Below are 26,108 nucleotides of genomic sequence, written 5' to 3' on the forward strand. Positions count from 1 at the left end.
CATCGCAGCGGCGCAACAGACGCCGCAAACATGCAGGAGATCATCGATGACCGGCGAAACCGAAGCCGACCTCACGGGCGCGGAACCCACGCGCAACCGCCGCCGCCCCAAGCAACCGATCATGGAAATCGAAGGCCGCAAGCTGAAGCCCGCGACGTTGATGATGGGCCATGGCTATGACCCCACTCTGTCCGAGGGATCGCTGAAGCCGCCGATCTTCCTCACCTCCACCTTCGCCTTCGAAAGCGCCGCAGCGGGCAAGCGGCATTTCGAGGGGGTGACCGGCATCCGCCCCGGCGGCGCCGAAGGCCTCGTCTATTCGCGCTTCAATGGGCCGAATCAGGAGATTGCGGAGGACCGGCTGTCGGTCTGGGAAGAGGCGGAGGACGCCCTGCTCTTTTCCAGCGGCATGTCCGCCATTGCGACGACCTTGCTGGCTTTGGTGCAGCCGGGCGACGTGATCGTCCATTCGGCGCCGCTCTATGCCGCAACCGAATCGTTGATCGGACGCATCCTCGGCAAGTTCGGCGTGCAGTGGCTGGATTTCCCCGCAGGCGCGAGCGAGGAGGAGATCGGCGCGGTGATCGACCGGGCCAAGGCGCTGGGCCGCGTGGCGCTGATCTATCTGGAAAGCCCGGCCAATCCGACCAATGTCCTCGTCGATCTGGAGGCGGTAGTTGCGCGGCGCGACTTTTCCTTCGCAGGCGAAGAATATCGACCGCCCATCGCCATCGACAATACTTTCCTGGGGCCGCTCTGGCTGCATCCGCTGAGCCATGGGGCGGATCTCGTCATCTACAGCCTCACCAAATATGCGGGCGGGCACAGCGATCTGGTCGCGGGCGGGGTGCTGGGGTCCAATGCGCTGATCAACACCATCCGGCTGATGCGGAACACCATCGGCACGATCCTGGACCCGCATTCCGCCTGGATGCTGCTGCGGTCGCTGGAGACGCTGGAGCTGCGGATGAGCCGCGCGGGCGAGAATGCGGCCAGGGTCTGCGCCTGGCTGAAGGACCAGCCGCAGGTGGAGAAGGTCGTCTATCTCGGCTTTCCGGAGACCGAGCGGCAGGCGGACATCTACCGCCGGCATTGCACGGGCGCGGGATCGACCTTCTCGCTTTACCTGAAGGGCGGCGAGGCGGAGGCCTTCGCCTTTCTGGACGCGCTGAAGATCGCCAAGCTGGCCGTCAGCCTGGGCGGGACAGAGACGCTGGCGAGCCATCCGGCGGCGATGACGCATCTGTCCGTCCCCGTCGAACGCAAGAAGGCGCTGGCGATCAGCGACAATATGGTGCGCATCTCCATCGGCTGCGAGGATGCGGAAGATCTGATCGCGGATTTCGCCCAGGCCTTGCGGGCGGTGGGATGAGGAAAGCGCGCCCCCTGATCCTGGTGGCGCAGCCGCATCTGGCGCCGCTGCTGGACGTGCTGGCCCCCCATTATGACGTCATGGCCTTGTGGGAGGAGAGCGGGCAGGCGCAGCTGGCGGAGGCCGAAGCGCTGGTGACGGCGGGCGAGTTCCGGCTCGACCCGGCGATGCTGGAGCGGATGGCGGCGCTGCGGCTGATCGCCTGTTTCACCGTGGGCTATGACGGGGTGGACCTCGACTGGGCACGGGCGCGCGGCGTGGCCGTGACCCATGCGGGGGACGCGAATGCGGCGGATGTCGCGGATCATGCCCTGGGGCTGATCCTCGCGCACCGGCGGCAGATCGTGCTGGGCGATCGGCAGGTGCGGTCGGGTGAATGGAGCGCGGGCGCGAAGATGCTCACCCGATCCATGGCGGGCGCGGCGATCGGGATCGTCGGCATGGGGAGCATCGGGGTCGCCTTGGCCGAACGGGCCGGGGCGATGCGGATGCGGGTCGGATGGTGGGGGCCACGAGACAAGCCGGAACTGCGCTGGCCACGGGCGCAAAGTCTGGCGGCGCTGGCGCGGGACAGTGACGTCATGGTGGTGGCGGCCAGGGCGACCGAGGAGAATCGCGGGATGATCGATGCGTCCGTGATGGACGCGCTGGGGCCACAAGGGCTGCTGGTGAATGTCGCGCGGGGGCAATTGGTGGATGAGCATGCACTGATCGCGGCTCTGCGCGAGGGACGGCTGGGCGGAGCGGCGCTGGACGTGTTCGAGAGCGAGCCTACGCCCGCGGCGCGCTGGGCCGATGTGCCGAATATCGTGCTGACCCCGCATACAGGCGGCGCGACCTATGAGGCGGTCGGGCGGATGCGGGACATGCTGTTGGCGAATCTCGCCGCGCATTTTGCCGGGGAGGCGCTGGTTTCTCCGGTGATTTAACGGCGCATCATGCTCCTGCAAAGGCAGGAGCACGTCATCCCGTACCGCCTATGCCGCCCTCGAGCCTTACGCCCAGTCCACCCGTTTCCATCCCCGTTCCGCCGCCAGCTTCGCCAGCGGCTTGTGCGGATTGGACGCGAAGGGAATATCCGCGAACTCCAGCATGGGCGCGTCGGACACATGGTCGGAATAGGCGCGGATATGCGCTTGGCCGCGGTCGATTGCCTCGGCCGCCATCCACGCCTTGATCATGCGCAGCTTGCCGGTGTCGTAGCAGTTCTCGCCCGCGATCCTGGCGCGGACATAGCGCAGATCCTGCGAGAGATGATCGGTCGCGATCACCGCATCGAAGCCCAGCCGCCGGGCAATCGGCTCGACATAAAGGCGGTAGGAGGCGGTAGCGAGAACCAGCCGATAGCCGTCCGCCCTGTCCTTCGCGATCTGCGCCAACGCGCCCGCACGGACATTATGGGCCACCACCTTCGCCGCATAGCTTTCCACATGCGGCATCAGCCGGGCACGCTCGACATTATGGCCGATCATCAGCGCCTGGTTCATTTCCTTCAGCCGCTGCCGGCTGATCAGCTTCAGCACATAGGCCAGCATCAGCAGGACGACGCCGGGAAACAGCGCCAGACGCCACGGCGCCATGCGTTTCGCGACATGCACCAGAAAGCCGGTATAGGTGCCGCTGAAGGTGACCGTGCGGTCCATATCGTAGATTGCGAGCCTGTGCGTCATGCCATGTCCGAAACTTTTTGCGGTGCCCCTTCGTTTGATCGTGCGGATGGGCCGTTTCGGCTTGCCGTGCAACCGATAATGGACCACACCACCGCCTTGATGAACAAAGCCGCTGATCTTGCTCAGGAAGTCCGCGACGGCGAGACGGTCATTCGGCTTTCGGGCAATATGTCCATCGCTTGCCTCAACCATCTGCCCGACCGGCTGGACGCGATAGAGGGTCCGGTCGACACCATCGACCTGTCGGGCGTGGAACATATGGACACGATCGGCGCCTGGGTGCTGCACCGCACGATCAAGCGCTGGAACTGCAAGATCACGGGCGACAAATGCGATGCGGAACGGCTGATCGCGGCGGTCGGCCGCGTCGATGAACCGGTCAACATCCGCCCCGACTATGTGCCGCCCTGGCAGCGCGTCGTCGGCCAGATCGGGGAAGCGGTGGTCAATGCGGGCAGCACCATGCTGGGCCTGCTCGGCTTTTTCGGCGGAACGCTGGTGGCCACGTGGAACGTCATCCGCCATCCCAGCCGGTTCCGCATCAATGCGGTGGTCCAGCGGTTCGAGGTGGTGGGCGTCTCGGCGCTCGGCATCATCGGCCTGATGAGCTTCCTGATCGGCATCGTCATCGCCCAGCAGGGTTCGGTGCAGCTCCGCCAGTTCGGCATGGAGATGCTGACGATCAACCTGGTCGGGCGCCTCACCTTCCGTGAACTCGGCGTGCTGATGACGGCGATCATGGTCGCGGGCCGGTCCGGTTCCGCCTTCGCCGCGCAACTGGGGACGATGAAGCTGACCGAGGAGGTCGACGCCATGCGCACCATCGGCGTGTCGCCCATGGAGGCGCTGGTGCTGCCGCGCACGCTGGCCGTCGTCGTGATGATGCCGCTGCTCGGCTTTTATTCCTCCATCGTCGCGATCGTCGGCGGCGGGTTCCTCTGCGCCGTATCGCTCGACATTCCGCCGATCACCTTCGTCCAGCGGCTGCGGGAGGTGGTGCCGATCCACGACCTGTGGGTGGGGCTGATCAAGGCGCCCGTCTTCGGCGTCATTATCGCGCTCGCCGGCTGTTTCCAGGGCATGCAGGTCAAGGCCAATGCCGAGGAAGTGGGGCTGCGCACGACGTCGGCGGTGGTGCAGGCGATCTTCCTCGTCATCGTGCTCGACGCCTTCTTCGCCGTCTTCTTCACCTGGGTGGGCTGGAACTGATGACGCCCGAAGAAGCGATGAGCGCGGAGGAAGAGCGGGTCGAAAAGGCGCTGGAGCGCGATGATGTCGCCATATCGGTCCGCAACCTGCGCAACAGCTTCGGCGACCAGGTCGTGCATGAGGGATTGAACCTCGACGTGCGCAAGGGCGAGATATTGGGCGTGGTCGGCGGGTCGGGGACAGGCAAGTCGGTGCTGATGCGCTCCATCATCGGCCTCCAGACCCCCGATGAGGGCGAGGTCCACGTCTTCGGGGAATCGATGATCGGCCGGCTGGACGATGAGGCGCTGGCGATCCGCAAGCGCTGGGGCGTGCTGTTCCAGGGCGGCGCGCTGTTCTCGACGCTGACGGTCGCGGAGAATGTCGAGGTGCCGATCCGCGAATATTATCCGAACATCGGCCCCAAGCTGCGCGACGAGATTGCCGCCTACAAGATCCGCATGACCGGCCTGCCCGCCGAGGCGGGTCCCAAATATCCCGCCGAACTGTCGGGCGGGATGAAGAAGCGCGCTGGGTTGGCGCGGGCGCTGGCGCTTGATCCCGACCTGCTGTTCCTCGACGAACCCACGGCCGGGCTTGATCCCATCGGCGCGGCCGCCTTCGACGATCAGACGCGCAAATTGCAGCAGACGCTGGGGCTGACCGTCTTCCTCATCACCCATGATCTCGACACGCTCTATTCGATCTGCGACCGGGTGGCGGTGCTGGCGGACAGGAAGGTGACGGCGGTCGGCACCATCGATGAGCTGCTGGCGACCGACCATCCCTGGATTCAGGAATATTTCAACGGCCCGCGCGGGCGCGCCGCGACGGCGGCGGTCGCTCGCGAAAAGGACAAGAGGCGATAGGATATGGAAACCCGCTCCAACCATGTGCTGGTGGGCACGGTCACGCTGCTGCTGCTGGCGGCGATCATGATCGCGGCTTTCTGGTTCTCGCGCCTCTCCCAGGGCGACAATATGGAATATGACATCTTCTTCAAACAGTCGGTCAACGGCCTCGCCAAGGGATCGAGCGTCAACTATTCCGGCGTCCCGTCCGGTCAGGTCGAGAAGATCGAGCTGTGGAAGCGCGATCCCAGCTTCGTGAAGGTGCGCATTTCGGTGAAGGAAGGGACGCCGATCCTGCAAGGGACCACCGCGACCATTGCCGGGGTGGGCTTTACCGGCGTGTCGGAAATCGTGCTGGACGGCGCGGTCAAGGGCGCGCCGCCGATCACCTGCCCGGCGGAAAACCCCCTCGCCTCCTGCCCCGATGGCGTACCGGTGATCCCGACCAAGCCGGGCGCGCTGGGCGAGCTGCTCAACAACGCCCCGCAATTGCTGGAGCGGCTGTCGACGCTGACCGAGCGGCTGACGGAATTGCTGAACGACAAGAATCAGCAGTCCATCGCCGGCATATTGGCCAATGTGGAGCGGATTTCCGGCTCGCTGGCCGACCGCAGCCCCGAAATCGCGGCAACGCTGGCCGAGGCGCGCATCGCCGTGCAGCGCACCGGCATCGCCGCCGAACAGATCGGCAAGCTGGCCGCGTCCACCGACGCCATGGTGAATGATGAGGGCCGTCCGCTGCTGGCCGACCTGCGCAAGAGCATCCAGTCGGCCACGCGCAGCATCGACACGCTCGACAAGACCATCGCGGAGGCGCAGCCGGGCGTCCACGCCTTCAGCAACCAGACCATGCCGGAGGTGAACCAGTTGGTCCGCGACCTGCGCGAAATGTCGCGCTCCTTCCGCGGCGTGGCGGAAAAACTGGATCAGCAGGGCGCGGGATCGATCGTCGGATCGCCCAAATTGCCTGATTACAAGCGATAAGAGGGACATGATGATGTTTCACAGGAAACTTGGCCTGATGCCCGTGGCCCTCGGCGCATCGATGCTGGCGGGCTGCGTGTCCTTTGGCGGCAAGCCGCCCGAACGGCTGCTGTCGCTCAACGCCGCGCAGAAGGTCGCCCCGGGCACGTTGCGCAGCGCATCGGCGGGCGCATCCATCACGGTGGCCGATCCCGAAGCGCCCAAGATGCTGGATACGGTGCGGGTGCCGGTGATTACCTCCCCCACGTCGGTCGCCTATGTGACGAAGGTGCAATGGGCGGACACGCCGCGCCACCTGTTCCAGAAGCTGCTGGGCGAAACCATCGCCGCCACCAGCAACCGCATCGTGCTCGACCCCGGCCAATATTCCGCCGACGCCGGGCAGCGGCTGATGGGCGAGCTGGTCGATTTCGGCGTGGATGAGGCGAGCAACAGCGCGGTCGTGACCTATGACGCGATGCTCACCGGGCCGGGCGGCACGGCCATCGCCAAGCAGCGCTTCACCGCCAGCGCGCCGATCGGGGGCAAGATCGACGCCAGCAGCGTGGGCGCTCCGCTCAATGCCGCTGCGAACAAGGTGGCGGCGGATGTGGCCGCCTGGCTGGCGACTTCGGGAAGGTAAGGCGCCGTTCCTGACCGTCATCCCAGCTTTCGCTGGGGTGACCCGCTGGGTGGAAGGACGTCTTTACTCCAAACTCTTGCTTACCTGCTCCGTCACATCCTTCGACAGTCCCGGCTCAAGCAGGATGCGCTGCAATTCCGCCCGCATCAGCGCAGCGCGTGGTTCATCGAACCGTTTCCAGCGGCCGAGCGGCGGCACCAGCCGGGCGGCGGTCTGGGGGTTCAGCTTGTCGAGCGCGATGATGCAATCCGCCACCAGACGATAGCCCTTGCCCGACGGGTGATGGAACGCCCATTGATTGCCTGCGAAGGCGCCATAGAGCGCGCGCACCCGGTTGGGGTTAGTCAGGGTGAAATCCTTGTGCCTGCCCAGTTCCTCGACCAGATCGACCGTATCGGGATGGAAGGCGAAGGCCTGGGTCTGGAACCATTTGTCCAGCGTCAGCGCATCGTCGCGATAGCGGTTGTAGAAGATGTCGAGCGCCGCTTCCCGTTCCGCGCTGGTGCCGTTCGCCAATGTGGCGAGCGCTGCCTGCCGCTCGGTCATATTGTCGGCCTCGCTGAACTGGCCGAAGGCGACGGCCGGACCATCCACCGCGCCGGAAGCTGCAAGATAGAGCAGCGCCGTGTTGCGCAGCTTCCTGGCGCCCTTGGCGGCTGACGACAGGGCGAAGGCATTGGCCCTGGTCCGGGCGTGAATATCGCGCCAGAGCGGCTCCAGTTCGGCGCCGATGCGCCGTTGCAGCGCATCCCGCGCCGCGTGGATCGCGTCGGGATCGACCACCGCCATCTGATCGCCCAGATAGGCTTCGCTTGGCAGGCGGATCGCCTCCGCGACGAAGGCGGGATCTAGCAGCGGATCGGTGGCGGCGTTGCGGATCGCGGCGATCACCGCATCCTCATCGACCGCCTGCCCGCCGATCCGGCCGACCAGCACATTGACCATGAGTTGCTGCATCGCCTCATAACGGGCGAAGGGATCGTCGTCATGGGCCGAGAGGAAGGCAAGATCGGCCTGGCTGCGATTGGTTTCGACAATGACCGGGGCGGAAAAGCCGCGATTGATCGAAAGGATGGGCGCGGTCGTCCAGCCCTGGAAGGTGAAGCTCTGCCGCGCTTCGGTCAGCATCAGCAGCTCATCGCCCCGGTTCTCACCCGTTTCCGGATCGAACAGAGCCGTGCGCAGCGGGATGGCCATGGGCCGTTTTTCGGGCTGGCCCGGCGTCGGCGGGACCGTCTGCTCCAGCAGCAATGTCACGCTGCGCGCAACCGGGTCGTGGGTCAGCAGGGCGCGGACATGGGGCGTGCCGGCCTGCTCGTACCAGAGGCGGAACTGGCCGAGGTCGATCTCTCCCCCCTCCTCCATCGCCCGCACGAAATCCTCGCAGGTCGCTGCCTCGCCATCATGCCGGTCGAAATAGAGGTCCGTTCCGGCACGGAAGCGCTCCGGACCCAGCATCAGCGCCATCATGCGGATCAGCTCCGCGCCTTTATTGTAGATGGTCGCGGTGTAGAAGTTGCTGATTTCCATATAGGATTCCGGACGAACCGGATGGGCGAGCGGTCCGCGGTCCTCCTGGAACTGCGCCGCGCGAAGGATGCGGACGTCCTCGATCCGCTTGACCGCGTGCGATCCCATGTCGGCGGAGAAATTCTGGTCGCGGAAGACGGTGAAGCCTTCTTTCAGGCTGAGTTGGAACCAGTCGCGGCAGGTGACGCGATTGCCCGACCAGTTGTGGAAATATTCATGCGCCACCACCCCCTCGACGCCGTCATAGTCGATGTCCGTCGCGGTTTCCGGATCGGCCAATATGTAGCGTGAATTGAAGATGTTGAGGCCCTTGTTCTCCATCGCCCCGAAGTTGAAATCGGCAACGGCGACGATGTTGAACACGTCCAGATCATATTCACGGCCATAGACGCGCTCGTCCCAGGCCATGCTGTTCCTGAGCGCCTGCATCGCATGGGCGGTGCGGGGCAGATCCGCTTCCCTGACCCATATGCCCAGTTGCACCTCCCGCCCGCTCATCGTGACGAAGCGGTCGGCATTGCAGGCAAGGTCGCCGGCGACCAGCGCGAACAGATAGCAGGGCTTGGGAAAGGGATCGTTCCAGCGCGCCCAGTGGCGGCCGCCGGGCAACTCTCCCTGCTCGACAGGATCGCCATTGGCGAGCAGCACCGGGTAGAGCGCCTTGTCCGCCGCCATGCGCACCGAATAGCGCGACAGCACATCGGGCCGGTCGGGGAAGAAGGTGATGCGCCGGAAACCCTCCGCCTCGCATTGTGTGCAGAGGAGGCCGCCGCTGGCATAAAGCCCCATCAGTTTGCTGTTGTCCTGAGGCGCGATCTCCACGAGCGTTTCAACTATATGAACGGCGTCGGGAAGCGCGATGACCAGCGCGCCGCTGTCCATCGACCATTGGTCCGCGGCGATCGGGTTGCCATCGACCCTGATCTCCAGCGGCAGGAGGCCGTCGCCATCCAGTTTCAGCGGCCGGTCATGATCGCCATTTCGCGTGACCGACAAGGTCGCATGGACGCGCGTTGCAGCGGCGTCGAGATCGAAATCCAGCGCGATGTCGGGAACAAGCCAGTCCGGCGGCCGATAGTCCTCGCGACGGACGATATGAGGCACGGTGAGGGAGGAGGAATTGTCTGCCATGCGTGCAGGCTAGGCAGTTGAGGCGGAAAAGGCCAGTGGCCGCCGCGCCTAAATGCGTCGGCCGCCGGTCCTTTGGCGAAGCTTCAGATACGCTCGCCCGAGAGGCGCTGGCACAGCATGTCCAGTTGGTCGAGCGTCGAATAATGCAGCGAAAGCGTGCCGTTGCCGCCTTGCATATAGTCAATGTCGACCTTTACCCCCAATATGTCGGCAAGATGCTGCTCCAGAGCCGCGATGTCGGGATCGTTTTCCTTCGGGACGGCCGCCCGTCTGCGGCCGGGCGCGTCATCGCCCTTCTTCGCACGGCGCACCAGTTGTTCCGTATCGCGCACCGACAGGCCCTTGGCTTCGACGGTGCGGGCCAGATTTTCGCAGTCCGGCGCGCCGATCAGCGCACGGGCATGGCCCATGCTGAGCTTTTGTTCGATCACCTGCTGCTGAACGGGCGCGGGCAGATCGAGAAGGCGCATCAAGTTCGCGACATGGCTGCGCGACTTGCCGACCAGACGGCCCAGCGCCTCCTGGCTGTGCTGGAACTCCGCGATCAACTTGCGATAGGCTTCCGCTTCTTCGATCGGGTTGAGGTCTTCGCGCTGGATATTTTCGATAAGGGCGATTTCCAGCGTTTCCGCCTCATCGAAATCGCGCACGATGGCAGGGATGCGGTGAAGCTGGGCGCGCTGGGCCGCGCGCCAGCGGCGCTCGCCCGCGACGATCTGGAAACCGCCGCCATGGGGCCGGACGATGATCGGCTGGATGACGCCCCGCTTGCCGATGCTGTCCGCCAGTTCCTGCAACGCGCCCTCATCGAAATGGCGGCGCGGCTGTTCCGGATGGGGCTGGATCAGCGCGACTTCGATGCTCTGGATCGCCTTAGTGGACGGCGGCGTGGCCGCCGTCGGCGCGACGGGTTCTTCCCGCGCCACGTCTCCCAACAGTGCCGACAGCCCCCGGCCAAGGCCGTGGGGGCGCTTCACCGACTTCATGGCATTTTCGTTATTCAAGCAGCAACCTCCTGCCGGGGCAGACGCGCGATCAACTCACGCGCCAGACGCATATAGGCTTCCGATCCCGAGCAGCGGAAATCGTAGATCAGGGCCGGCACGCCGTGGCTGGGCGCTTCCGACAGGCGGACATTGCGCGGGATGACCGTGGAAAAGACGAGATCGCCCAGACAGGCCCGCACATCGTCCGCAACTTGATCCGTCAGGCGATTGCGGCGGTCGTACATGGTGAGCGCCACACCCATGATCGACAGGCCGGGATTGAAGCGGCCACGAATCCGTTCCACTGTCTGGAGCAGTTGCGAGAGCCCTTCCAACGCAAAAAATTCACATTGCAGCGGCACGAGCAGCGACTGCGCCGCGACCATGGCGTTGATCGTGAGAAGGCCGAGCGAGGGCGGGCAGTCGATAAGGCAGATGTCCCAACGGCCCGGCTGGGCTTCGGCGAGGACCCTTTCCAGCCGATGGGTCCTTTCCTCATATTCGATCAGTTCGATCTCCGCCCCCGACAGATCCTGTGTCGCGGGAACGATGTCGAGCTTGGGAACCCGCGTGCCGAGAACCGCATCCTCAAGCGCGCAATTGCCAAGAAGCAGATCATAGCTCGACTGGACGCGATCCGATTGGTTGACGCCGAGTCCGGTGGACGCATTGCCCTGAGGATCGAGATCGACCAGCAGCACGCGAAGACCAGTGGCCGCCAGACCTGTGGCCAGATTGATGGCGGTCGTGGTTTTTCCGACGCCGCCCTTCTGATTGGCAATGGCAATACGGATCATCCTCGGGCTTTCCTCCTGACGGATCGGACCGCCTCCGCGACGATGATGGCGCTGTCGGCATCGGTCACGCTGCGTTCCACGTGGAACGCACCTTGCCATGATCGAGTGGCCGCCTCCAGTTCATTCTGCGCATTTCGTCCTTTTGGAAGCACCCAAATGGTTTTTTCATCGGCCAGATGATGCGCGGATTCGAGCAGCCGGGGCAGAGGCGCATAGGCGCGGGCGCTGATGATGGCTGCCGCCGAAGCGGGAACGGTCTCTACTCGACCGCCAAAGACCTGGGCATGGGAGAGGCCAAGCTCTGCGATGACGTCGTTCAGAAAGTCGATCCGCTTGCGCCGTGACTCCACCAGTTGGATGGGGCGTTCATGGAGGATCGCGATGACTATGGCCGGCAAGCCGGCGCCCGAACCCAGGTCGACCCACCTGCCCTGCCCGGCCTTCGCCGCCAAAGGCAGGAGCTGCGCGGAATCCACAATGTGCCGCGCCCATATATGGGCACGGGTCGATTCAGCGATCAGGTTCTGCTGCTCCATCTCCCTCAGAAGGATCGCAACATAGCTCTCCAGCCGCTCCCATGTTCCACGTGAAACATCGAAGCGGGACTGCAACCATTGCCGTGCTTCTTCTTCCGTCACGCGGCGCGCCGCCTGATGTGAACGAGAAGGGCCGCCAGTGCCGCGGGCGTTATGCCGCGAATGCGTCCCGCCGCCGCAAGCGTGTCCGGCCGCGCCAGATCCAGCCGCTCGATCATTTCCGTCGAGAGCCCGCCGATAGAAGCGAAGTCGAAATCGGCCGGAATGGCGACACGTTCGTTGCGGCGCATCTCCGCAATCTCCGCCTCCTGCCTCTCCAGATAGGGCGCATAATGCGCATCTTCCAGAATTTCGTCGCGCAGGTCGGCGGATGTTCGGGCCAATGCCGGCGCGAGTGCGAAGAGCAGATCCTGCCCCACCTCCGGAAATCTCGCCCATTCGAACAAGGTGCGGCGCGCGCCATCCTGCCGGACTGATGCGCCCGATCTCGCCATTTCAGTAGCCGAGAAGGAACGGCCCAATTCTTCTTCCACAAGCGAGCGCTGATGGGCGCGTTCCGCATAATAGGCGGCCCGCTCTTTGCCGAGCACCCCATGATAGATGCCGAGCGGGGCCAATCGGGTGCCCGCATTATCGGCGCGCAGCCGCAACCGATATTCGGCGCGGGCAGTGAGCATGCGATAGGGCTCGGTCACGCCCTGCAGGACCAGATCGTCGATCATCACGCCGATATAACTGCTGGCCCGATCCAGAATGAGCGGCTCCTCCGCCTTGGCCTTTGCTGCGGCATTGATTCCGGCGATCAGGCCTTGAGCCGCCGCCTCTTCATAACCGGTCGTGCCGTTGATCTGCCCCGCGCAGAAAAGACCGGGGATGGCGCGCACTTCCAAGGTCGCATCCAGGGCGCGGGGATCGATATGGTCATATTCCACGGCATAGCCGGGCACGACGATTTCGGCCTTTTCCAGACCCGCCATCGACCGCACCATAGACAGTTGCACATCGGCGGGAAGCGAAGTGCTGATCCCGTTGGGATAGACCAGATGGTCGTCCAACCCCTCCGGCTCCAAAAATATCTGATGCCCGTCGCGATCGCCGAAGCGGATCACCTTGTCCTCGATCGATGGGCAGTAACGCGGCCCCCTGCCCTCGATGGCGCCGCTGAACAACGGCGAACGGCCCAGCCCTTCCCGGATGATCGCATGCGTGCGTTCATTGGTGCGCGTAATGGCGCAGCTCAATTGCGGCAGCGGTCGCCCCGGCGACATGGCGGACATGGTCCATGCCGACCCATCGGAAGGCTGCGCCTCAAGCCGCGCCCAATCGATGGTGCGGCCATCGATTCTGGGAGGGGTTCCGGTCTTGAGCCTTCCAACCGGCAGGTCCAGCGCGCGAAGCTGAACCCCCAAAGCCGTCGCAGCCCGCTCTCCGGTACGGCCGCCCGCCTGCGTCTCTTCCCCCCGGAAGAGCTTGCCGCCCAGAAATGTTCCCGTCGCGAGCACCACGGCGGGCGCCTTGAGCATCCGACCATCGGCGAGGGACAATCCGGCGATGGCTCCGCCCGTCAGGATCAATCCACTGGCTTCTCCCTCCACGATCTCCAGCCCGGGCTGGGCGTCGAGGAGACGGTGAATCTCGGCGCGATAGCGTTTGCGATCCGCCTGAATGCGCGGGCCCTGAACCGCTGCGCCCTTGCTGCTGTTGAGCATGCGGTAGTGAATGGCAGCGGCGTCGGCAGCACGAGCGATCAAGCCGTCCAGTGCGTCGACCTCCCGCACCAGATGGCCTTTGCCCAGACCGCCTATGGCCGGATTGCAGGACATGGCGCCCACCGTCGCTCTGTCGAAGGTCAATAGCGCAACCGAGGCCCCTTTGCGCGCCGCTGCGCCCGCCGCTTCGCAGCCTGCATGGCCGCCGCCGACCACGATCACATCATAGCTTGTTCGCATGCGCGCCCCCTTAACAGAAGTGGGGCGCCCCGGTCAAAACTGTTCCACGTGGAACATCGCTATTTACCGATGCAAAATCCGGCAAACAGGCGGTCGAGCATGTCCTCCGTACCGGCTCGTCCTGTCAGCAGGTCTATGGCCTGGCGGGCCTGTCGCAACTCCTCCGCTACGATCAGCAGATCGTCCGATGCCTGCGCGGCGCTCAGATGCCCGTGCAATTGCGCCCCGGCTTCCCGCTGCCGCCGGTGCAGGGCATAATCGCCCTCACCCGGCAGGAGAGCGGCGGCGCGTTCGAGCAGAATGGATGTCAGGCGATCCATCCCCTCTCCTGTGACGGCCGAAAGCCGAATACCGGGGCGGTCCGTAGCCATGTGCCGGTCGCATTGGGCGGCAACCAATAGGGCGTCCGCACGGGGAGCCTCCTCCGCCGGACCCAACCAGAGGATGATGTCCGCCGCGTCCAGCGCGCCCCGCGCCCTGTCCATGCCGATGGCTTCGATGGCATCGTCCGTTTCGGCGCGCAGGCCGGCAGTGTCCGTGAAAAGAAAGGCGGTGCCATGCAGCGCGGCCGGTACTTCTATCCGGTCGCGGGTCGTCCCGGCTATGTCCGATACAATCGCCGCCTCCCGCCCGACAAGCCGGTTGAGCAACGTCGACTTCCCCGCATTGGGCGGGCCTGCCAGAACCACGCGAACGCCGTCGCGCAACCGCTCGGCCGATGGCGCGGCGAGCATGGCTTCGACTTCCCCTGCCAGTCCATGGACGCCCTGGCCGATCCGCGCCTCCATTCCCTGATCGGGCACATCATCCTCATCGGAGAAATCAAGCGCCGCTTCCGTCATGGCGGAAAGATCGAGCAATGTTCGGCGCCATCCCTCCACCCGTCGTGAAAAATGGCCTTCCGCCATCAACAAAGCGGCGCGCCGCTGCTGCTGTGTCTCGGCAGCGAGCAGATCGGACAGCCCCTCCACCGCGTTCAGGTCCATGCGGCCATTGGCGAAGGCGCGGCGTGTGAACTCACCCGCTTCGGCCCGGCGCAACCCTTCGAGCGTGCCCAGCGCCTGCTCGACCGCGGCGATGACCGCCCGCCCGCCATGGCAATGCAGTTCGGCCAGGTCTTCGCCGGTCGCCGTATCCGGTCCGGGAAACCACAGGATCAGGGCCCGATCCAATAAGGCGCCGTCGCGGGGGTCGTGCAGCGACGCCAGCCGGGCCCGCCGGGGTGGTGGCAATTGCCCGGCCAGCGCGAGAAGCGCCCGGCCTGCCGCTGGTCCGCTGATCCGGATGACAGCAATGCCGGCAGGGGGCGCGCCGCTCGACAGGGCAAAGATGGTGTCCGTCACGGCGCGCCGTCCCTGGCAGGATCAGCCCGGATTCTTGTCGCCATTCTTGCCCGGCATTCCGGCCAGGCCGATGTCCATCATCTGCTTGAACAGGCGCATTCCGGCATCGCCCAAGGGCGAGAAGCTCTTGAACAGGGTCTCCATCTGCTCGACATTGGCGACGCCGTCGAAGCCGTCGAGCATCGTCTTCACATATTTGTCGTGAATGGGGGTGACATCCGGCAGCCCCAGGAAAGCCCGGGCCTCCGCAGGAGTGCAGTCGACGTCCACGCTTACCTTCATATCCCGCTACCCTTTGCTGCAGCCACCCTTTACAACGCCTCATGCCGCAACAAGGGCGCGCAAGGCAAATTTTTTGACGGCAAGCATGGTTGCACTCCGCCCCGCAACCGCCATTATGCCGGCCATCGACAATGTCAGGAAAAAGGAAAGGATTTCCCATGGCAGCATTCACATCCATCCCCACGCTGGAGGGCGATGCCCGGTTCGATGTCTATGTTGCCCGGCCGCAGGGAACGCCCAAGGCCGCGATCGTGGTGATCCAGGAAATCTTTGGCGTGAACGAGGGGATTCGACGCAAATGCGATGGCTGGGCGGCGGCCGGCTATCTGGCCCTTTCGCCCGATCTCTTCTGGCGCGAGAAGCCGCATGTCGAGCTGGATGCCGACATAGCGGAGGATTTTCAGGCGGCCATCGGCCATATGCAGAAATTCAACCAGGATCAGGGCATTCGCGACATAGAGGCGACGATCAAGGCCGCGCGGGAGGAACTGGGGCAAGGGGGCAAGGTCGGGCTGGTTGGATATTGCCTGGGCGGGCGGCTGGTGTTCATGTCGGCTTGCCGGACCGATGGCGATGCGTTCGTGGCCTATTATGGCGTCGGCATCGACGGCCTGCTGAAGGAACAGCACGCCATCGGCAAGCCGGTGCTGCTGCATGTTCCCACCGCCGACGGCTTCGTTCCGCCCGAGGTGCAGCAGAAGATGCATGAAGGGCTGAAGGACAATCGTCATGTCACCCTGCATGATTATGAGGGGCTGGATCACGGCTTTGCCGCCGAGATGGGCGCGCGCCGCAACGAGGCGGCGGCGCAGCTTGCCGATGGCCGGACCGCGGATTTCTTCGCGGCCCATCTCTGACCGGGAGGCAAAGGCATGACGCAGGCATGGCGGATGGTGGCACGCACGCATGGCGGGCCGGAGGTGATCGCGCGGGAAGAGTTCGACCCCGGCCTGCCCGGTGAAGGCGAATTGCTGATCGCGCAGGATGCCGTCGGGTTGAATTTCATCGACACCTATTTTCGCAGCGGCCTTTATCCCGCGCCGTTGCCCACGCCGATCGGCGCGGAAGGCGCCGGCCATGTCGCCGCCGTCGGTCCGGGCGTCACCGGCTTTGCCGTGGGCGACAAGGTGGGCTGTGCGGTCGGACTGGGCGCCTATGCCACGCATCGGATGGTGCGCGCCGACCAGACGGTGAGGATTCCGGATGCCGTCACCACGCAGGATGCGGCGGCGATGATGCTGAAGGGCATGACCGCCTGCTATCTGGCGGAGGACATCGTCACCCTGGAGGCGGGGCAGTTCGCGCTGGTCCATGCCGCCGCCGGCGGTGTCGGTTCCGTGCTGGTGCCGTGGCTGCGGGACAAGGGCGTGGTGGTGATCGCCCATTGCGGATCGGCGGAGAAGGCGGCGAAGGTGGATGCCGAACATAGCCTTTATGGAGGCTTCGACAGCCTGGCCTCCGCCGTGCGGGAGATCACCGGCGGGCGTGGAGTGGATGTCGTCTATGACGGCGTGGGCAAGGATAGCTGGAGCGCGTCGCTGGCGTTGCTCAAGCGGCGCGGCCTGATGGTGAGCTACGGCAATGCGTCCGGCGCGGTGCCGCCGATCAGCCTGCTCGAACTCAGCCGGGGTGGGTCGCTTTATGTCACCCGCCCGACCCTGTTCGACTATATCGCTACTCCCGAAGAGTTGGCGCGGACGGCCGAAAGGCTGTTCGACCGCATGGCGCGGGGCGTGGTAAGGACCGTCGTCGGCCAGCGCTTTGCCCTGGCGGATGCCGCCGACGCGCACCGCGCGCTGGAGGCGCGGCAAACCACGGGAAGCACGCTCCTGATCCCCTGACTGCCGCAGGCAGGGCTGGAAGCGGTTTGCGTCGGTATCGGTCGGATGACAGTGCACGTCACATCATTGGAAACGCATTGTTTTTCAAGGCGGGCGGCATATTCCGCTCGACCGGACCCCACCGGAATGGCAAGGCGCGGTCGATGAATGCCTTTGCGCCCCTGCTCGCGCCGCTCTGGTTCGCCCAGCTTTTCACCGGCGCCAAATCCTTCGTCGACAATCCGCTGATCGGTTCGACGCGGCTCAATGCGCTGGGGCTGCACGCGGCGCGCGTGCGGGCGGCGCAGGCCATGACGGCCCGGCGGCGCAAACGATTGGCCAATGCCGTCGATCCGGAGCATCGGACGACTTTCGACCGGGACGGTGTCGTGGAAATCCGGGATTTCCTGCCCACAGAAACCTTCCGCGCCCTCCAGGAACAGCTCTTTTCCTACCGCGGACCGGCGCGGGAGATGGTTCAGGGCGACACGATCACGCGGCGGCTGGCGCTGGACCCCGCCGCCCGGCGCGCCATTCCGGCCTTCGAAGCCTTCCGCCGGGATGATCGCTGGCGGGCGCTGTCCCGCTATGTCGCCGGCTTCGACATAGAGCCGCTGCTCTACGTCCAGTCCATCCTGCCGCAGCGGCGCGACGCCGCGACCGATCCGCAGCTCGCTTTCCATGCCGATACCTTCTATCCGGCGATGAAGGCATGGCTGTTCCTGGAGGACGTGCCGGTCGAAACCGGTCCCTTCGCCTATGTGAAAGGGTCGCACCGGTTGACGCCGCAGCGGCTGGCCTGGGAAAAGCAGCGCAGCCTGAGCGCGCGCGATGGCGATTGCCGTCTTTCCGCCCGAGGATCGCTGCGCATCGATGTCAGCGAACTGGCGGCCTTGGGCCTGCCGCAGCCCAGCATCTATTCAGTGCCCGCCAACACCCTGCTGATCGCCGACACATTCGGCTTTCATGCGCGCAGCCCGGCCAGCACCCCCGCGACGCGGGTCGAGATTTGGGCCTATGGCCGTCGCAACCCGTTCCGGCCGGCCAGGGGATGGGATGTCTGGAGCCTGCCCGGCATTGCCGAGCGCCGGATTCCGCTGCGCTGGTGGCTGGGCGACAAGGCTGCCGGCCTGATCAGGCAGCCATGGCGGCCGGTGGGCATCAAGGGCGCGGCGGACGGATGATCGGTGCGCTGAAGGGCGCATGGAGCCCTCCTGCCATAACCCGCCGTGTGGATGCCACCTCTAGACGAAGAGCGTCAATATGCCCACCTGATGGTCGACGATGCCGTCATAGATCATCTTGATCGCGACATAGATGATGACCGCCAGGCCCAGATAGGCGATCCAGCGGAAGCGCTCGATATATTTGGCGATGATGTTCGCGGCGATGCCCATCAGCGCCACGGACAGAATCAGCCCGATGATCAGGATGCCGGGATGATCGCGCGCCGCGCCCGCCACCGCCAGCACATTGTCGAGGCTCATCGAAACGTCAGCGACCGCCACCGCCCAGGCCGCGCCCGCGAAGCTCTTGGCCGGACGCAGGCCGGATATGTCGTCGTCGCTGGTGTCGGGCGTGTCCCCGCCCCGCTTCGGGTGGAGTTCGCGCCACATCTTGAACGCGACCCAGAGCAGCAGCAGCCCGCCCGCCAGGATCAGCCCGACGATCTGCATTAGCTGCGTCACTACCAGCGCGAAGCCGATGCGCAGCACCAGCGCGGCGATGATGCCGATCAGGATCACCTTCTTGCGCTGTTCCGCAGGCAGGCCCGCCGCCAAGGCGCCGACGACGATCGCATTGTCCCCCGCCAGCAGAACGTCGATCATCAACACCTGGCCGAAGGCAGCCAGCGCGGCGGGCGAGCCGATATTGCTGAAATCATTGACGATGTGCGCCCAGATGTCGGCGGGTGAGCCGATCCCCTGAGCCGCAGCGGCGGCGGTTGCGAGTAGGTCGATCATGACGGCCTGCTATCCCCTGAAAATATGGCCCAAAACAAAGGGGCCGCCAGACCGGAGTCCGACGGCCCGAAAAATCGCGGCGGCGCGATGGAATGGATGCGCGCCTCCGGCAGAAGCACAACCCATGCCGCGGCTTACTGGTTCATCGAATCGAAGAAATCCTCGTTGGTCTTGGAATCCTTCATCTTGTCGAGCAGGAATTCCATCGCGTCGACCGTGCCCATCTGCATCAGGATACGGCGCAGCACCCACATCTTGGAAAGCTTGGCCTTGTCGACCAGCAGTTCTTCCTTGCGGGTGCCGGACTTGCCGACGTCCAGCGCCGGGAAGATGCGCTTGTCCGCCACCTTGCGGTCCAGCACGATTTCCGAGTTGCCGGTGCCCTTGAACTCTTCGAAGATGACTTCGTCCATGCGGCTGCCGGTGTCGATCAGCGCGGTGGCGATGATCGAGAGCGAACCGCCTTCCTCGATATTGCGCGCCGCGCCGAAAAAGCGCTTCGGCCGCTGGAGCGCGTTCGCGTCGACGCCGCCGGTCAGCACCTTGCCCGAGGACGGCACCACCGTGTTGTAGGCGCGGCCGAGGCGGGTGATCGAGTCGAGCAGGATCACCACGTCCTTCTTGTGTTCCACGAGGCGCTTGGCCTTTTCGATCACCATTTCAGCGACCTGGACGTGGCGTTGCGCCGGTTCGTCGAAGGTCGAGGAGACGACCTCCCCCTTCACGCTGCGCTGCATGTCGGTGACTTCTTCCGGACGCTCGTCGATCAGCAGGACGATCAGGAAGACTTCGGGGTGATTGTCGGTGATCGCCTTGGCGATATTCTGGAGCAGCACGGTCTTGCCGGTGCGGGGCGGCGCGACGATCAGGGCGCGCTGGCCCTTGCCCTGCGGCGAGACGATGTCGATGACGCGGGCCGACTTGTCCTTGACGGTCGGGTCGGTCGCGTCGAGCGTCAGCTTCTGCGTCGGGTAGAGCGGCGTCAGATTGTCGAAATTGACGCGATGGCGGACGACTTCGGGATCGTCGAAATTGACCGAGATGAGCTTGGTCAGCGCGAAATAACGCTCGCCATCCTTGGGCGCGCGGATTTCGCCCTCCACCGTGTCGCCGGTGCGCAGGCCGAATTTGCGGACCTGGTTGGGCGAAACATAGATGTCGTCGGGACCGGCGAGGAAGTTCGCTTCGGGGGAGCGCAGGAAGCCGAAGCCGTCGGGCAGCACCTCTATCGTGCCCTCGCCCATGATCTGCTCGCCATTGTCGGCCTCGACCTTGAGGATCGCGAACATCAGGTCCTGCTTGCGCAGGGTCGACGCGCCTTCGACGCCCAGTTCCTCCGCCATGGTCACGAGTTCGGCGGGCGCTTTTTTCTTGAGATCCTTAAGGTGCATTCGCGTGAAGTCCGATGGAATGAGAGACGAGGAAGGAGAAATGGGGAAGGTCTGCCCGGCAATGACTCGGGGAAACCCGCGCCGGACGGGCGGGATAGAATGTCTGGCGTTTAGCGATCTGCCATAGGCCAAGTCAAGGTGGCTGAGCCGTTCAGTTGAACGGAAATTGCCGATATGCGCCCTGCCGCGAATGAAATGGGATGGGCGGAACCGGGGCGCTCATGCTATACAGGAATAAAATTAGGAGGAACGGGAGATGGGACGCTGGCGCGCCGCTCTGGGCATCGCGATCGCGATCGCCAGTCCTCCCCTTGCGGCGCAGGATCGGCCGGCGCTGGACCCCGAAGAGCCGCCGGCGGTGATCCGCACCATTGCCAGCGACGACGCCCGCATCACCATCCCCATCCAGATCGACGGCAGGGGGCCATGGAATTTCGTGGTCGACACCGGATCGCAGCGCACCGTCATTTCCCGCGCCCTGGCCGAACGGCTTGCGCTGCCGCTGCGGGATCGGGTGACGGTGATCAGCATGACCGGCCGGGCGGAGGTGGACACGGTGGCCGTCCAGCGCCTGGGCTTCGGCAAGACGGTGGTGGACGACATAGAGGCGCCGGTGCTGGAAGGCGAGCATATCGGCGCGCCGGGGCTGTTGGGACTGGACGGCCTGCACGCCAAGCGGCTGCTGCTGAATTTCCGCACGGGCCAGATGGAGATCAGCAACAGCAAGCGGAGCTGGCGCGACCCCAATGTCATCGTCGTCGAAGCGCGCAGGCGCCAGGGGCAGCTGATCCTGCTCGATTCCGACGTGAACGGGATGCAGGTCAGCATCATCCTGGACACCGGCACTTCGGTCAGTGTCGGCAATATGGCGCTGATGAACAAGCTGGTGCGCAAGAAGAAGGCGCCCGCGATGAAGCTGGTGACGCTGACCAGCGTGACGGGAGAGACGCTGTCGGGCCAGGCGGGCCTGATCGACCGGGTGCGCATGGGGCAGGTCACGCTGAACGAGATGCCGGTGATGTTCGCGGATGCCCAGCCCTTCGCGGAACTGGAGCTTCAGGACAAGCCCGCGCTGCTGCTCGGCATCGACGCGCTCAAGCTGTTCGACCGGGTGGCGATCGACTTCGGGCGGGGGAAGGTCGACTTCCTGCTGCCGGATACGGGGCTGCTCGACCGGAAACGCTTCGCGACGGCGCGGAGAGCGGCGGGCTAGAGCAGATTCCGATCCGATTGCATCGGCTCGACTGCTCTAAGTTTTTGTTTTGTCGCGTTTTCCGGGTCAGCAGATGATTTAATCTGCTTGGAAAACGCTCTAGGCATGGTCTAAGCGGAAAACCGGTTGCCCCCTTCGACAGGCTCAGGGCGAGACTTTCCGCACCATGCCCTAATGTGGCGCCGGCTGCTGCCGATTGCGGCCCAGCACATTGTCGATCCATTGCTGGTCCAGACGCGGTGGCTGCGGCCGGTCGGCGGGATTGGGCGCCGCCTGCCCGCTATCGTCCGGCTGTTCCTCATCCTCCGGCGGCTGCTGCGCCCGTTCTATGGGAAGGCCGTTTTCATCGACCATCATGCCGCTGTCCGTGCCGCTGTCGGGCTGGCCATAATAGGCCTCCTCATCCGGTTCGAGCTGCCATTCGGGCAGCGTCACCTGCGTTTCGAACTGTTCGACCGGGCGTTTCGCGACGGCGACCTTCATATAGTCGGCAAAGGCATGGGCCGGCGCCCGGCCGCCCTGGAGGACGCCCACGGCGCGGGCGTCGTCGCGGCCCATCCAGACGCCGGTGGTGATGCCGCTGGAAAAGCCCAGGAACCAGCCGTCCTTGTTGCTGCTGGTGGTGCCGGTCTTGCCGGCGACGGGGCGGCCGATCTGCGCGGCCCTGCCGGTGCCGGTGCTGACGGCGGTCTGCATCAGGTCGGTCATCCCCGCCGCGACCCAGGGGGCGACCAGCACCCGGCTGGTGTCGTCCTGATGTTCGTAGAGCAGGCGGCCTTCGGCGGTCGTCACCCGGGTGATGCCATAGGGAGTCACGGCCACGCCCTTGCGCGCGATGGAGGCGAAGGCGCGCGTCATGTCGATCAGGCGCACGTCGGACGTGCCCAGCACCATCGAGGGATGGGTGTTGATCGGCGTGGTGATGCCGAAGCGGCGCGCCATGTCCGCCACGGTGGGGAAGCCGACCTCCACGCCCAGCTTCGCCGCCACGGTGTTGACCGAATAGGCGAAGGCGGTGCGGATATCGATGTCGCCGGAAAAGCGGCCATTGCTGTTGCGCGGCTTCCACCCGTTGATGTCGACCGGACTGTCGGTGACGCCGGTGTCGGGCGTATAGCCCGCCTCCAGCGCCGCCATGTAGACGAAGATCTTCCAGGCGGAACCCGGCTGCCGCGTCGCGGTCGTCGCGCGATTATAGTTGGAGCTCACATAGTCCAGCCCGCCGACCATCGCCCGCACCGCGCCGTCGCGGTCGAGCGAAACCAGCGCGCCCTGCGTGCCGCTGGGCACATTGGCCTGGATCGCCGCGGTGGCCGCCTTCTGCATGTTGAGGTCGATGGTGGTATAGACCTCCAGCGGCTCATTGGGCTCATCGATCAGCGTGTCGAGCTGCGGCAGCGCCCAGTCGGTGAAGTAGCGGACGCTGTTCTGCGGCGGTTCGGGCGCCATCCTTACATTCTGGAGACCGGCCGAGGCGCGTTCCGCCGCGCTGATCTTGCCATTTTCCTCCATCAGTTCCAGCACCACGCCCGCGCGGCCGATGGCGGCATCGGCGTCGGCGGTCGGGGAATAGCTGGAGGGCGCCTTCACCAGACCGGCGACGATCGCCGCTTCGGGCAGGTCCAGGCTGGTGGCCGGGTGGCCGAAGAATTTGCGGCTAGCCGCGTCGATGCCATAGGCGCCGCCGCCGAAATAGACCTTGTTGAGATAAAGCTCCAGGATCTGCCGCTTGGAGAATTTGCGCTCCAGCGCGAGGGCCAGCACCATTTCGCGCACCTTGCGGCCCCAGCTGTAGCTGTTGTTGAGGAAGATGTTGCGCGTCACCTGCTGGGTGATGGTGGACGCGCCCTGCCAGCGGCGGCCGCTGCCGCGCCGCTCCAGCGCCACCCAGGCGGCGCGCGCCATGCCGATGGGATCGACGCCGGGGTGCAGATAGTAACGCTTGTCCTCGGTCGAAACCATCGCATCGACCATCACGGTCGGAATCTGGTCGTAGCTCAGCCAGCGGCCGAAGCTGGGGCCCAGCGACACGATGACGCTGCCGTCGGCGGCATGGACGCGGATCATCTGGCCGTTGGGCGAGGATTTCAGCGATTCATAGTCGGGCAGAGACTGATAGGCGATCACCACCGCCACGACGATCGCGACAAGCGCGCTGAGGCCGCCGACGAGGCCGATCTTCAGGCCCCGCACCAGCCATGTCTTCACTTTGCCCCGCGGTTCGCTGCTCTTGCCTGATCGTGCCATGGTTCGCCCGGATATGCGCTAAACGAAAAGGCGGCCAGTGGAAAAGCCGTGCAGGCCGCGCAAAAAAGCCGGAGTTTCTCCGTCATGCGCGATTTCGCCTCTGCCGAAATCGCCCGTCATCCTCAAGGGAAGCGACGCTTTACCGGCGATGAACGATCATTCGCCTTCGTCGCGCGGCTTGAAATCGAGCGACGCGCTGTTCATGCAATAGCGCAGGCCGTTGACGCCCGGACCGTCGGGGAAGACATGGCCCAGATGCCCGCCGCAATTCGAACAGCGGACTTCGGTGCGGATCATGCCATGGCTGGTGTCGCGGATTTCATCGACCGCATCGATGTCGACCGGCGCGGTGAAGCTGGGCCAGCCCGATCCGCTGTCATATTTTTCGTCCGCATCGAACAGTTCGGCGCCGCAGCCCGCGCAGAAATAGCGGCCATCGGCCTTGTTGCTGTTATATTTGCCGGTGAAGGCCCGTTCCGTGCCGCCCTCCCGCAGAATATGATATTGTTCGGGGGAAAGGCGCTCGCGCCATTCGGCGTCGGTCAGGTTGAGCTTGTCCATGCCCGGCAATATGGCGGTGGGCGGGCGCGCGATCAAGCGGTTAGCATGATCCGGGTAACGGCGCTCCCGCGGCAGGCGGCGGCGCCCGGGAGAAACCTCTATCGCTCCCGCGCCGCCTGGCGGGCGATGGCGAGCAGTTCGTGCCGGACCATCAGGTCGCCCAGGCCCCTGCCCGACCGGCTGGCGCGCTCCGCCTGGGCGAGCCTGTGGATGACGCGGGCGATGCCGGGCGCGTCCCAGATGCGGACCTGCCGGGTGACGATGCCCTTTTCCTTCCAGAAGACCTGCTTGCCCGCCGCCTCGACCGCGCCTTCCAGCCGGCCGCTGTCATCGAAATCGGTGCGGATATTGGCGAGCAGCATGGCGCGGGCCAGCAGCGGGCGCAGCACCGCCGCCATCGCCGTTCCCGCCTCCGCCAGCCGCCCCAGTTCGCGGTGCATGCCGCGCAGGTCGCCGCCCAGCACGGCATTCACCAGCGGCGCGGCGTCGCTGTCGGGATTGTCGGCGGAAAGGGCGTCCAGCGCCTCCTCCGTCGCTTCGCGCGGGCGGTCCGGCGCGGCGTCGAGATAGAGGATCAGCTTCTCCACCTCCCCGGCCATCAGCGTGCGGTCGCCATTGGCAAGATCGGCGATGCGGCGGCCCAGTTCGGGCGAAAGGCGCAGCCCCCCTTCCCGCGCGATGGCGATGGCGATCTGCTCCGCCTCCCGCGCGTCGGGCTGGTAGGATATGAAGGCCATGGTCTGCTTGTGGTCGAGCGCGAGCTTGAGCAGCTTCGACGTGCCCTTGAGCGCGCCCGCTATGGCGATGACGGGATTGCCCGCCGCCTCCGCCTCCAGCAGGGCGTTGAGGGCGGGCAGCGATTCCTCCCCCATGCCGGTGACGCGGATCCAGCGCTTGTCCCCGAACATGGAGAAGGACGCCGCTTCATCCGCCAGCCGCGCCGGATCGTCGCGCAGAGTCGGTCCGTCCAGGTCGACCCGCTCCGCTTCCGGCCCCATGGCGCGCTCCAGCCGCTTGGCGAGCGCCGTGCTGCCCGCTTCGTCGGGTCCATAGAGCAGGAAGAAGCGGCAGTCGGCAGGCGGCGCGTCGAGCGCCTTTTCGATCTGGCCGCGATTGGCCTTCAACGGGATTTGTCCCGCGCCGCGAAACGGGCGAGCCGCGCGACGATCTGGTCGGCAATGGTCTGCGACAGGCGTTCCAGGGCGGTGTCTTCCGCCGCGATGGTCGCATATTCGCTGGAGACCACGTCGATGCCGACGTCCGATCCGGCGGTATCGTCCAGAATCTGCGCGCCGGTTGCGCCGTCGATAAGCTGATAGCGCGCCCGCAGGGTCCGCCGCTCGCGCGTGACGGCGGCGTCGGAGCGCAGACCGAAGCCGCTGATATTGTCGTCCAGCTTCACCACCAGCTTGTAACCGGGTCCGGTGCCGCTCATCGCCGCCAGCCGGTCGTTCAGCGCATTGCGCACCAGCCAGCCGCCCTTGCCCTCTATCGGCTGCACCTCGACATTGCCCAGCGCCTGCGCGACCGGGCCGTGGCCGCCCCCGCCATAGACCGGGCGCAGGCCGCAGGCGGAGAGGGACAGGGCGACGAAGAGCAATGGCCAGAGCTTCATAAGACCTACCCTTAACCGTTCGCCCTGAGCTTGTCGAAGGGCCGTTCTTCCCCGAA

Annotated in this window: 25 protein-coding genes; 10 read left to right on the plus strand and 15 right to left on the minus strand. The window is 65.3% G+C overall.

Translation table 11 applies throughout. The annotated features are described in order from the left end of the window. The first annotated feature begins 46 nt into the window (after nucleotides 1–46). Both A0J57_RS14725 and A0J57_RS14730 read left to right on the plus strand, forming a co-directional pair. Nucleotides 47–1,372, plus strand: coding sequence for a cystathionine gamma-synthase family protein (locus A0J57_RS14725; RefSeq protein WP_061934341.1), 1,326 nt, complete (start codon nucleotides 47–49; stop codon nucleotides 1,370–1,372). Beyond that, the gene (locus A0J57_RS14730; RefSeq protein WP_061934343.1) at nucleotides 1,369–2,301 is read left to right on the plus strand and encodes a 2-hydroxyacid dehydrogenase; all 933 of its coding nucleotides are present in this window, start codon (nucleotides 1,369–1,371) and stop codon (nucleotides 2,299–2,301) included. Before A0J57_RS14725 ends, A0J57_RS14730 begins: the two co-directional genes overlap by 4 nt. A gap of 66 nt (nucleotides 2,302–2,367) precedes the next feature. Here A0J57_RS14730 and A0J57_RS14735 read toward each other — a convergent pair whose 3' ends face one another. Continuing rightward, the gene (locus A0J57_RS14735) at nucleotides 2,368–3,042 is read right to left on the minus strand and encodes an HAD family phosphatase (RefSeq protein ID WP_048577331.1); all 675 of its coding nucleotides are present in this window, start codon (nucleotides 3,040–3,042) and stop codon (nucleotides 2,368–2,370) included. Between the two features lie 99 nt (nucleotides 3,043–3,141). Here A0J57_RS14735 and A0J57_RS14740 point away from each other — a divergent pair, with 99 nt between their 5' ends. From A0J57_RS14740 to A0J57_RS14755, 4 genes are read left to right on the plus strand one after another with little or no spacing between them, the layout of a single operon-like run. Further along, the gene (locus A0J57_RS14740) at nucleotides 3,142–4,251 is read left to right on the plus strand and encodes an ABC transporter permease (protein ID WP_044662860.1); all 1,110 of its coding nucleotides are present in this window, start codon (nucleotides 3,142–3,144) and stop codon (nucleotides 4,249–4,251) included. Continuing rightward, nucleotides 4,251–5,099 (plus strand): ABC transporter ATP-binding protein, encoded by an 849-nt coding sequence (locus tag A0J57_RS14745; protein WP_044660607.1) that lies wholly within the window; start codon nucleotides 4,251–4,253, stop codon nucleotides 5,097–5,099. Before A0J57_RS14740 ends, A0J57_RS14745 begins: the two co-directional genes overlap by 1 nt. Nucleotides 5,100–5,102: 3 nt before the next feature. Beyond that, nucleotides 5,103–6,065, plus strand: coding sequence for an MlaD family protein (locus A0J57_RS14750; RefSeq protein ID WP_044660606.1), 963 nt, complete (start codon nucleotides 5,103–5,105; stop codon nucleotides 6,063–6,065). A gap of 7 nt (nucleotides 6,066–6,072) precedes the next feature. After that, the gene (locus A0J57_RS14755) at nucleotides 6,073–6,687 is read left to right on the plus strand and encodes an ABC-type transport auxiliary lipoprotein family protein (RefSeq protein ID WP_082166215.1); all 615 of its coding nucleotides are present in this window, start codon (nucleotides 6,073–6,075) and stop codon (nucleotides 6,685–6,687) included. 63 nt (nucleotides 6,688–6,750) lie between these two features. Here the strand turns inward: A0J57_RS14755 and pepN are convergent, their stop codons facing one another. The 8 genes from pepN to A0J57_RS27200 form a co-directional block, all read right to left on the minus strand. Continuing rightward, the gene (gene pepN, locus A0J57_RS14760) at nucleotides 6,751–9,348 is read right to left on the minus strand and encodes an aminopeptidase N (RefSeq protein WP_061934345.1); all 2,598 of its coding nucleotides are present in this window, start codon (nucleotides 9,346–9,348) and stop codon (nucleotides 6,751–6,753) included. A gap of 83 nt (nucleotides 9,349–9,431) precedes the next feature. Next, nucleotides 9,432–10,352 carry a ParB/RepB/Spo0J family partition protein gene (locus tag A0J57_RS14765; protein WP_061934346.1) on the minus strand — a complete coding sequence of 307 codons (921 nt, stop codon included), beginning with the start codon at nucleotides 10,350–10,352 and terminating at the stop codon, nucleotides 9,432–9,434. Further along, on the minus strand, nucleotides 10,349–11,131 hold the full coding sequence (locus A0J57_RS14770; RefSeq protein ID WP_025551164.1) for a ParA family protein: 783 nt from the start codon (nucleotides 11,129–11,131) through the stop codon (nucleotides 10,349–10,351). Before A0J57_RS14770 ends, A0J57_RS14765 begins: the two co-directional genes overlap by 4 nt. Further along, a complete protein-coding gene (rsmG, locus tag A0J57_RS14775) occupies nucleotides 11,128–11,769 on the minus strand; it encodes a 16S rRNA (guanine(527)-N(7))-methyltransferase RsmG (RefSeq protein WP_044660602.1) in 642 nt (213 codons plus the stop codon). The genes A0J57_RS14770 and rsmG overlap by 4 nt, the downstream gene beginning before the upstream one ends. Next, on the minus strand, nucleotides 11,766–13,616 hold the full coding sequence (gene mnmG / locus A0J57_RS14780) for a tRNA uridine-5-carboxymethylaminomethyl(34) synthesis enzyme MnmG (protein ID WP_061934349.1): 1,851 nt from the start codon (nucleotides 13,614–13,616) through the stop codon (nucleotides 11,766–11,768). Before mnmG ends, rsmG begins: the two co-directional genes overlap by 4 nt. 59 nt (nucleotides 13,617–13,675) lie before the next feature. Continuing rightward, a complete protein-coding gene (gene mnmE / locus A0J57_RS14785) occupies nucleotides 13,676–14,959 on the minus strand; it encodes a tRNA uridine-5-carboxymethylaminomethyl(34) synthesis GTPase MnmE (RefSeq protein ID WP_061934351.1) in 1,284 nt (427 codons plus the stop codon). Between the two features lie 21 nt (nucleotides 14,960–14,980). Next, nucleotides 14,981–15,241, minus strand: a complete 261-nt coding sequence (locus tag A0J57_RS14790) for a DUF6489 family protein (RefSeq protein ID WP_061934353.1) — start codon at nucleotides 15,239–15,241, stop codon at nucleotides 14,981–14,983. Between the two features lie 39 nt (nucleotides 15,242–15,280). Further along, the gene (locus A0J57_RS27200) at nucleotides 15,281–15,409 is read right to left on the minus strand and encodes a hypothetical protein (protein WP_257554871.1); all 129 of its coding nucleotides are present in this window, start codon (nucleotides 15,407–15,409) and stop codon (nucleotides 15,281–15,283) included. Between A0J57_RS27200 and A0J57_RS14795 the strand changes: the two genes are divergently transcribed. From A0J57_RS14795 to A0J57_RS14805, 3 genes are all read left to right on the plus strand, one after another. After that, complete coding sequence (locus A0J57_RS14795) at nucleotides 15,400–16,098, plus strand: dienelactone hydrolase family protein (protein WP_048577324.1); 699 nt, start codon at nucleotides 15,400–15,402, stop codon at nucleotides 16,096–16,098. The two genes, A0J57_RS27200 and A0J57_RS14795, sit on opposite strands and share 10 nt — an antisense overlap. A 15-nt stretch (nucleotides 16,099–16,113) precedes the next feature. Next, the gene (locus A0J57_RS14800) at nucleotides 16,114–17,082 is read left to right on the plus strand and encodes a quinone oxidoreductase (RefSeq protein WP_201030943.1); all 969 of its coding nucleotides are present in this window, start codon (nucleotides 16,114–16,116) and stop codon (nucleotides 17,080–17,082) included. 143 nt (nucleotides 17,083–17,225) lie between these two features. After that, the gene (locus tag A0J57_RS14805) at nucleotides 17,226–18,245 is read left to right on the plus strand and encodes a phytanoyl-CoA dioxygenase family protein (RefSeq protein ID WP_173664364.1); all 1,020 of its coding nucleotides are present in this window, start codon (nucleotides 17,226–17,228) and stop codon (nucleotides 18,243–18,245) included. A 60-nt stretch (nucleotides 18,246–18,305) separates the two neighbouring features. Here the strand turns inward: A0J57_RS14805 and A0J57_RS14810 are convergent, their stop codons facing one another. Next, nucleotides 18,306–19,025: a YjbE family putative metal transport protein gene (locus A0J57_RS14810; protein ID WP_061934359.1), complete on the minus strand. Its 720-nt coding sequence runs from the start codon at nucleotides 19,023–19,025 to the stop codon at nucleotides 18,306–18,308. Between the two features lie 134 nt (nucleotides 19,026–19,159). Then, nucleotides 19,160–20,416 carry a transcription termination factor Rho gene (gene rho / locus A0J57_RS14815; RefSeq protein ID WP_007689303.1) on the minus strand — a complete coding sequence of 419 codons (1,257 nt, stop codon included), beginning with the start codon at nucleotides 20,414–20,416 and terminating at the stop codon, nucleotides 19,160–19,162. A gap of 256 nt (nucleotides 20,417–20,672) precedes the next feature. Between rho and A0J57_RS14820 the strand changes: the two genes are divergently transcribed. Then, nucleotides 20,673–21,629: an aspartyl protease family protein gene (locus A0J57_RS14820; RefSeq protein ID WP_061934361.1), complete on the plus strand. Its 957-nt coding sequence runs from the start codon at nucleotides 20,673–20,675 to the stop codon at nucleotides 21,627–21,629. 171 nt (nucleotides 21,630–21,800) lie between these two features. On the opposite strand, the gene A0J57_RS14825 is transcribed toward A0J57_RS14820, so the two are convergent. The 4 genes from A0J57_RS14825 to lptE all read right to left on the minus strand — a co-directional run bounded on the left by A0J57_RS14825 (nucleotide 21,801) and on the right by lptE (nucleotide 26,052). After that, nucleotides 21,801–23,876 carry a transglycosylase domain-containing protein gene (locus tag A0J57_RS14825; protein ID WP_061934363.1) on the minus strand — a complete coding sequence of 692 codons (2,076 nt, stop codon included), beginning with the start codon at nucleotides 23,874–23,876 and terminating at the stop codon, nucleotides 21,801–21,803. Between the two features lie 156 nt (nucleotides 23,877–24,032). After that, on the minus strand, nucleotides 24,033–24,437 hold the full coding sequence (gene msrB / locus A0J57_RS14830; protein WP_044662858.1) for a peptide-methionine (R)-S-oxide reductase MsrB: 405 nt from the start codon (nucleotides 24,435–24,437) through the stop codon (nucleotides 24,033–24,035). 98 nt (nucleotides 24,438–24,535) lie between these two features. Further along, nucleotides 24,536–25,561 (minus strand): DNA polymerase III subunit delta, encoded by a 1,026-nt coding sequence (gene holA / locus A0J57_RS14835; protein ID WP_048577327.1) that lies wholly within the window; start codon nucleotides 25,559–25,561, stop codon nucleotides 24,536–24,538. Further along, on the minus strand, nucleotides 25,558–26,052 hold the full coding sequence (gene lptE / locus A0J57_RS14840) for an LPS assembly lipoprotein LptE (protein WP_025551884.1): 495 nt from the start codon (nucleotides 26,050–26,052) through the stop codon (nucleotides 25,558–25,560). Before lptE ends, holA begins: the two co-directional genes overlap by 4 nt. Nucleotides 26,053–26,108: the final 56 nt, after the last annotated feature.

Source organism: Sphingobium sp. 22B (assembly GCF_001580035.1).
GTDB classification, from domain to species: domain Bacteria; phylum Pseudomonadota; class Alphaproteobacteria; order Sphingomonadales; family Sphingomonadaceae; genus Sphingobium; species Sphingobium fuliginis.

Coding starts and splice junctions, on each gene's coding strand:
- A0J57_RS14725 (WP_061934341.1), top strand. CDS start 47: ATGACCGGCGAAACCGAAGCCGACCTCACGGGCGCGGAACCCACGCGC.
- A0J57_RS14730 (WP_061934343.1), top strand. CDS start 1,369: ATGAGGAAAGCGCGCCCCCTGATCCTGGTGGCGCAGCCGCATCTGGCG.
- A0J57_RS14735 (WP_048577331.1), bottom strand. CDS start 3,042: ATGACGCACAGGCTCGCAATCTACGATATGGACCGCACGGTCACCTTC.
- A0J57_RS14740 (WP_044662860.1), top strand. CDS start 3,142: ATGAACAAAGCCGCTGATCTTGCTCAGGAAGTCCGCGACGGCGAGACG.
- A0J57_RS14745 (WP_044660607.1), top strand. CDS start 4,251: ATGACGCCCGAAGAAGCGATGAGCGCGGAGGAAGAGCGGGTCGAAAAG.
- A0J57_RS14750 (WP_044660606.1), top strand. CDS start 5,103: ATGGAAACCCGCTCCAACCATGTGCTGGTGGGCACGGTCACGCTGCTG.
- A0J57_RS14755 (WP_082166215.1), top strand. CDS start 6,073: ATGATGATGTTTCACAGGAAACTTGGCCTGATGCCCGTGGCCCTCGGC.
- pepN (WP_061934345.1), bottom strand. CDS start 9,348: ATGGCAGACAATTCCTCCTCCCTCACCGTGCCTCATATCGTCCGTCGC.
- A0J57_RS14770 (WP_025551164.1), bottom strand. CDS start 11,131: ATGATCCGTATTGCCATTGCCAATCAGAAGGGCGGCGTCGGAAAAACC.
- mnmG (WP_061934349.1), bottom strand. CDS start 13,616: ATGCGAACAAGCTATGATGTGATCGTGGTCGGCGGCGGCCATGCAGGC.
- A0J57_RS14790 (WP_061934353.1), bottom strand. CDS start 15,241: ATGAAGGTAAGCGTGGACGTCGACTGCACTCCTGCGGAGGCCCGGGCT.
- A0J57_RS14795 (WP_048577324.1), top strand. CDS start 15,400: ATGGCAGCATTCACATCCATCCCCACGCTGGAGGGCGATGCCCGGTTC.
- A0J57_RS27200 (WP_257554871.1), bottom strand. CDS start 15,409: ATGCTGCCATGGGAAATCCTTTCCTTTTTCCTGACATTGTCGATGGCC.
- A0J57_RS14800 (WP_201030943.1), top strand. CDS start 16,114: ATGACGCAGGCATGGCGGATGGTGGCACGCACGCATGGCGGGCCGGAG.
- A0J57_RS14805 (WP_173664364.1), top strand. CDS start 17,226: ATGAATGCCTTTGCGCCCCTGCTCGCGCCGCTCTGGTTCGCCCAGCTT.
- A0J57_RS14810 (WP_061934359.1), bottom strand. CDS start 19,025: ATGATCGACCTACTCGCAACCGCCGCCGCTGCGGCTCAGGGGATCGGC.
- rho (WP_007689303.1), bottom strand. CDS start 20,416: ATGCACCTTAAGGATCTCAAGAAAAAAGCGCCCGCCGAACTCGTGACC.
- A0J57_RS14820 (WP_061934361.1), top strand. CDS start 20,673: ATGGGACGCTGGCGCGCCGCTCTGGGCATCGCGATCGCGATCGCCAGT.
- A0J57_RS14825 (WP_061934363.1), bottom strand. CDS start 23,876: ATGGCACGATCAGGCAAGAGCAGCGAACCGCGGGGCAAAGTGAAGACA.
- msrB (WP_044662858.1), bottom strand. CDS start 24,437: ATGGACAAGCTCAACCTGACCGACGCCGAATGGCGCGAGCGCCTTTCC.
- lptE (WP_025551884.1), bottom strand. CDS start 26,052: ATGAAGCTCTGGCCATTGCTCTTCGTCGCCCTGTCCCTCTCCGCCTGC.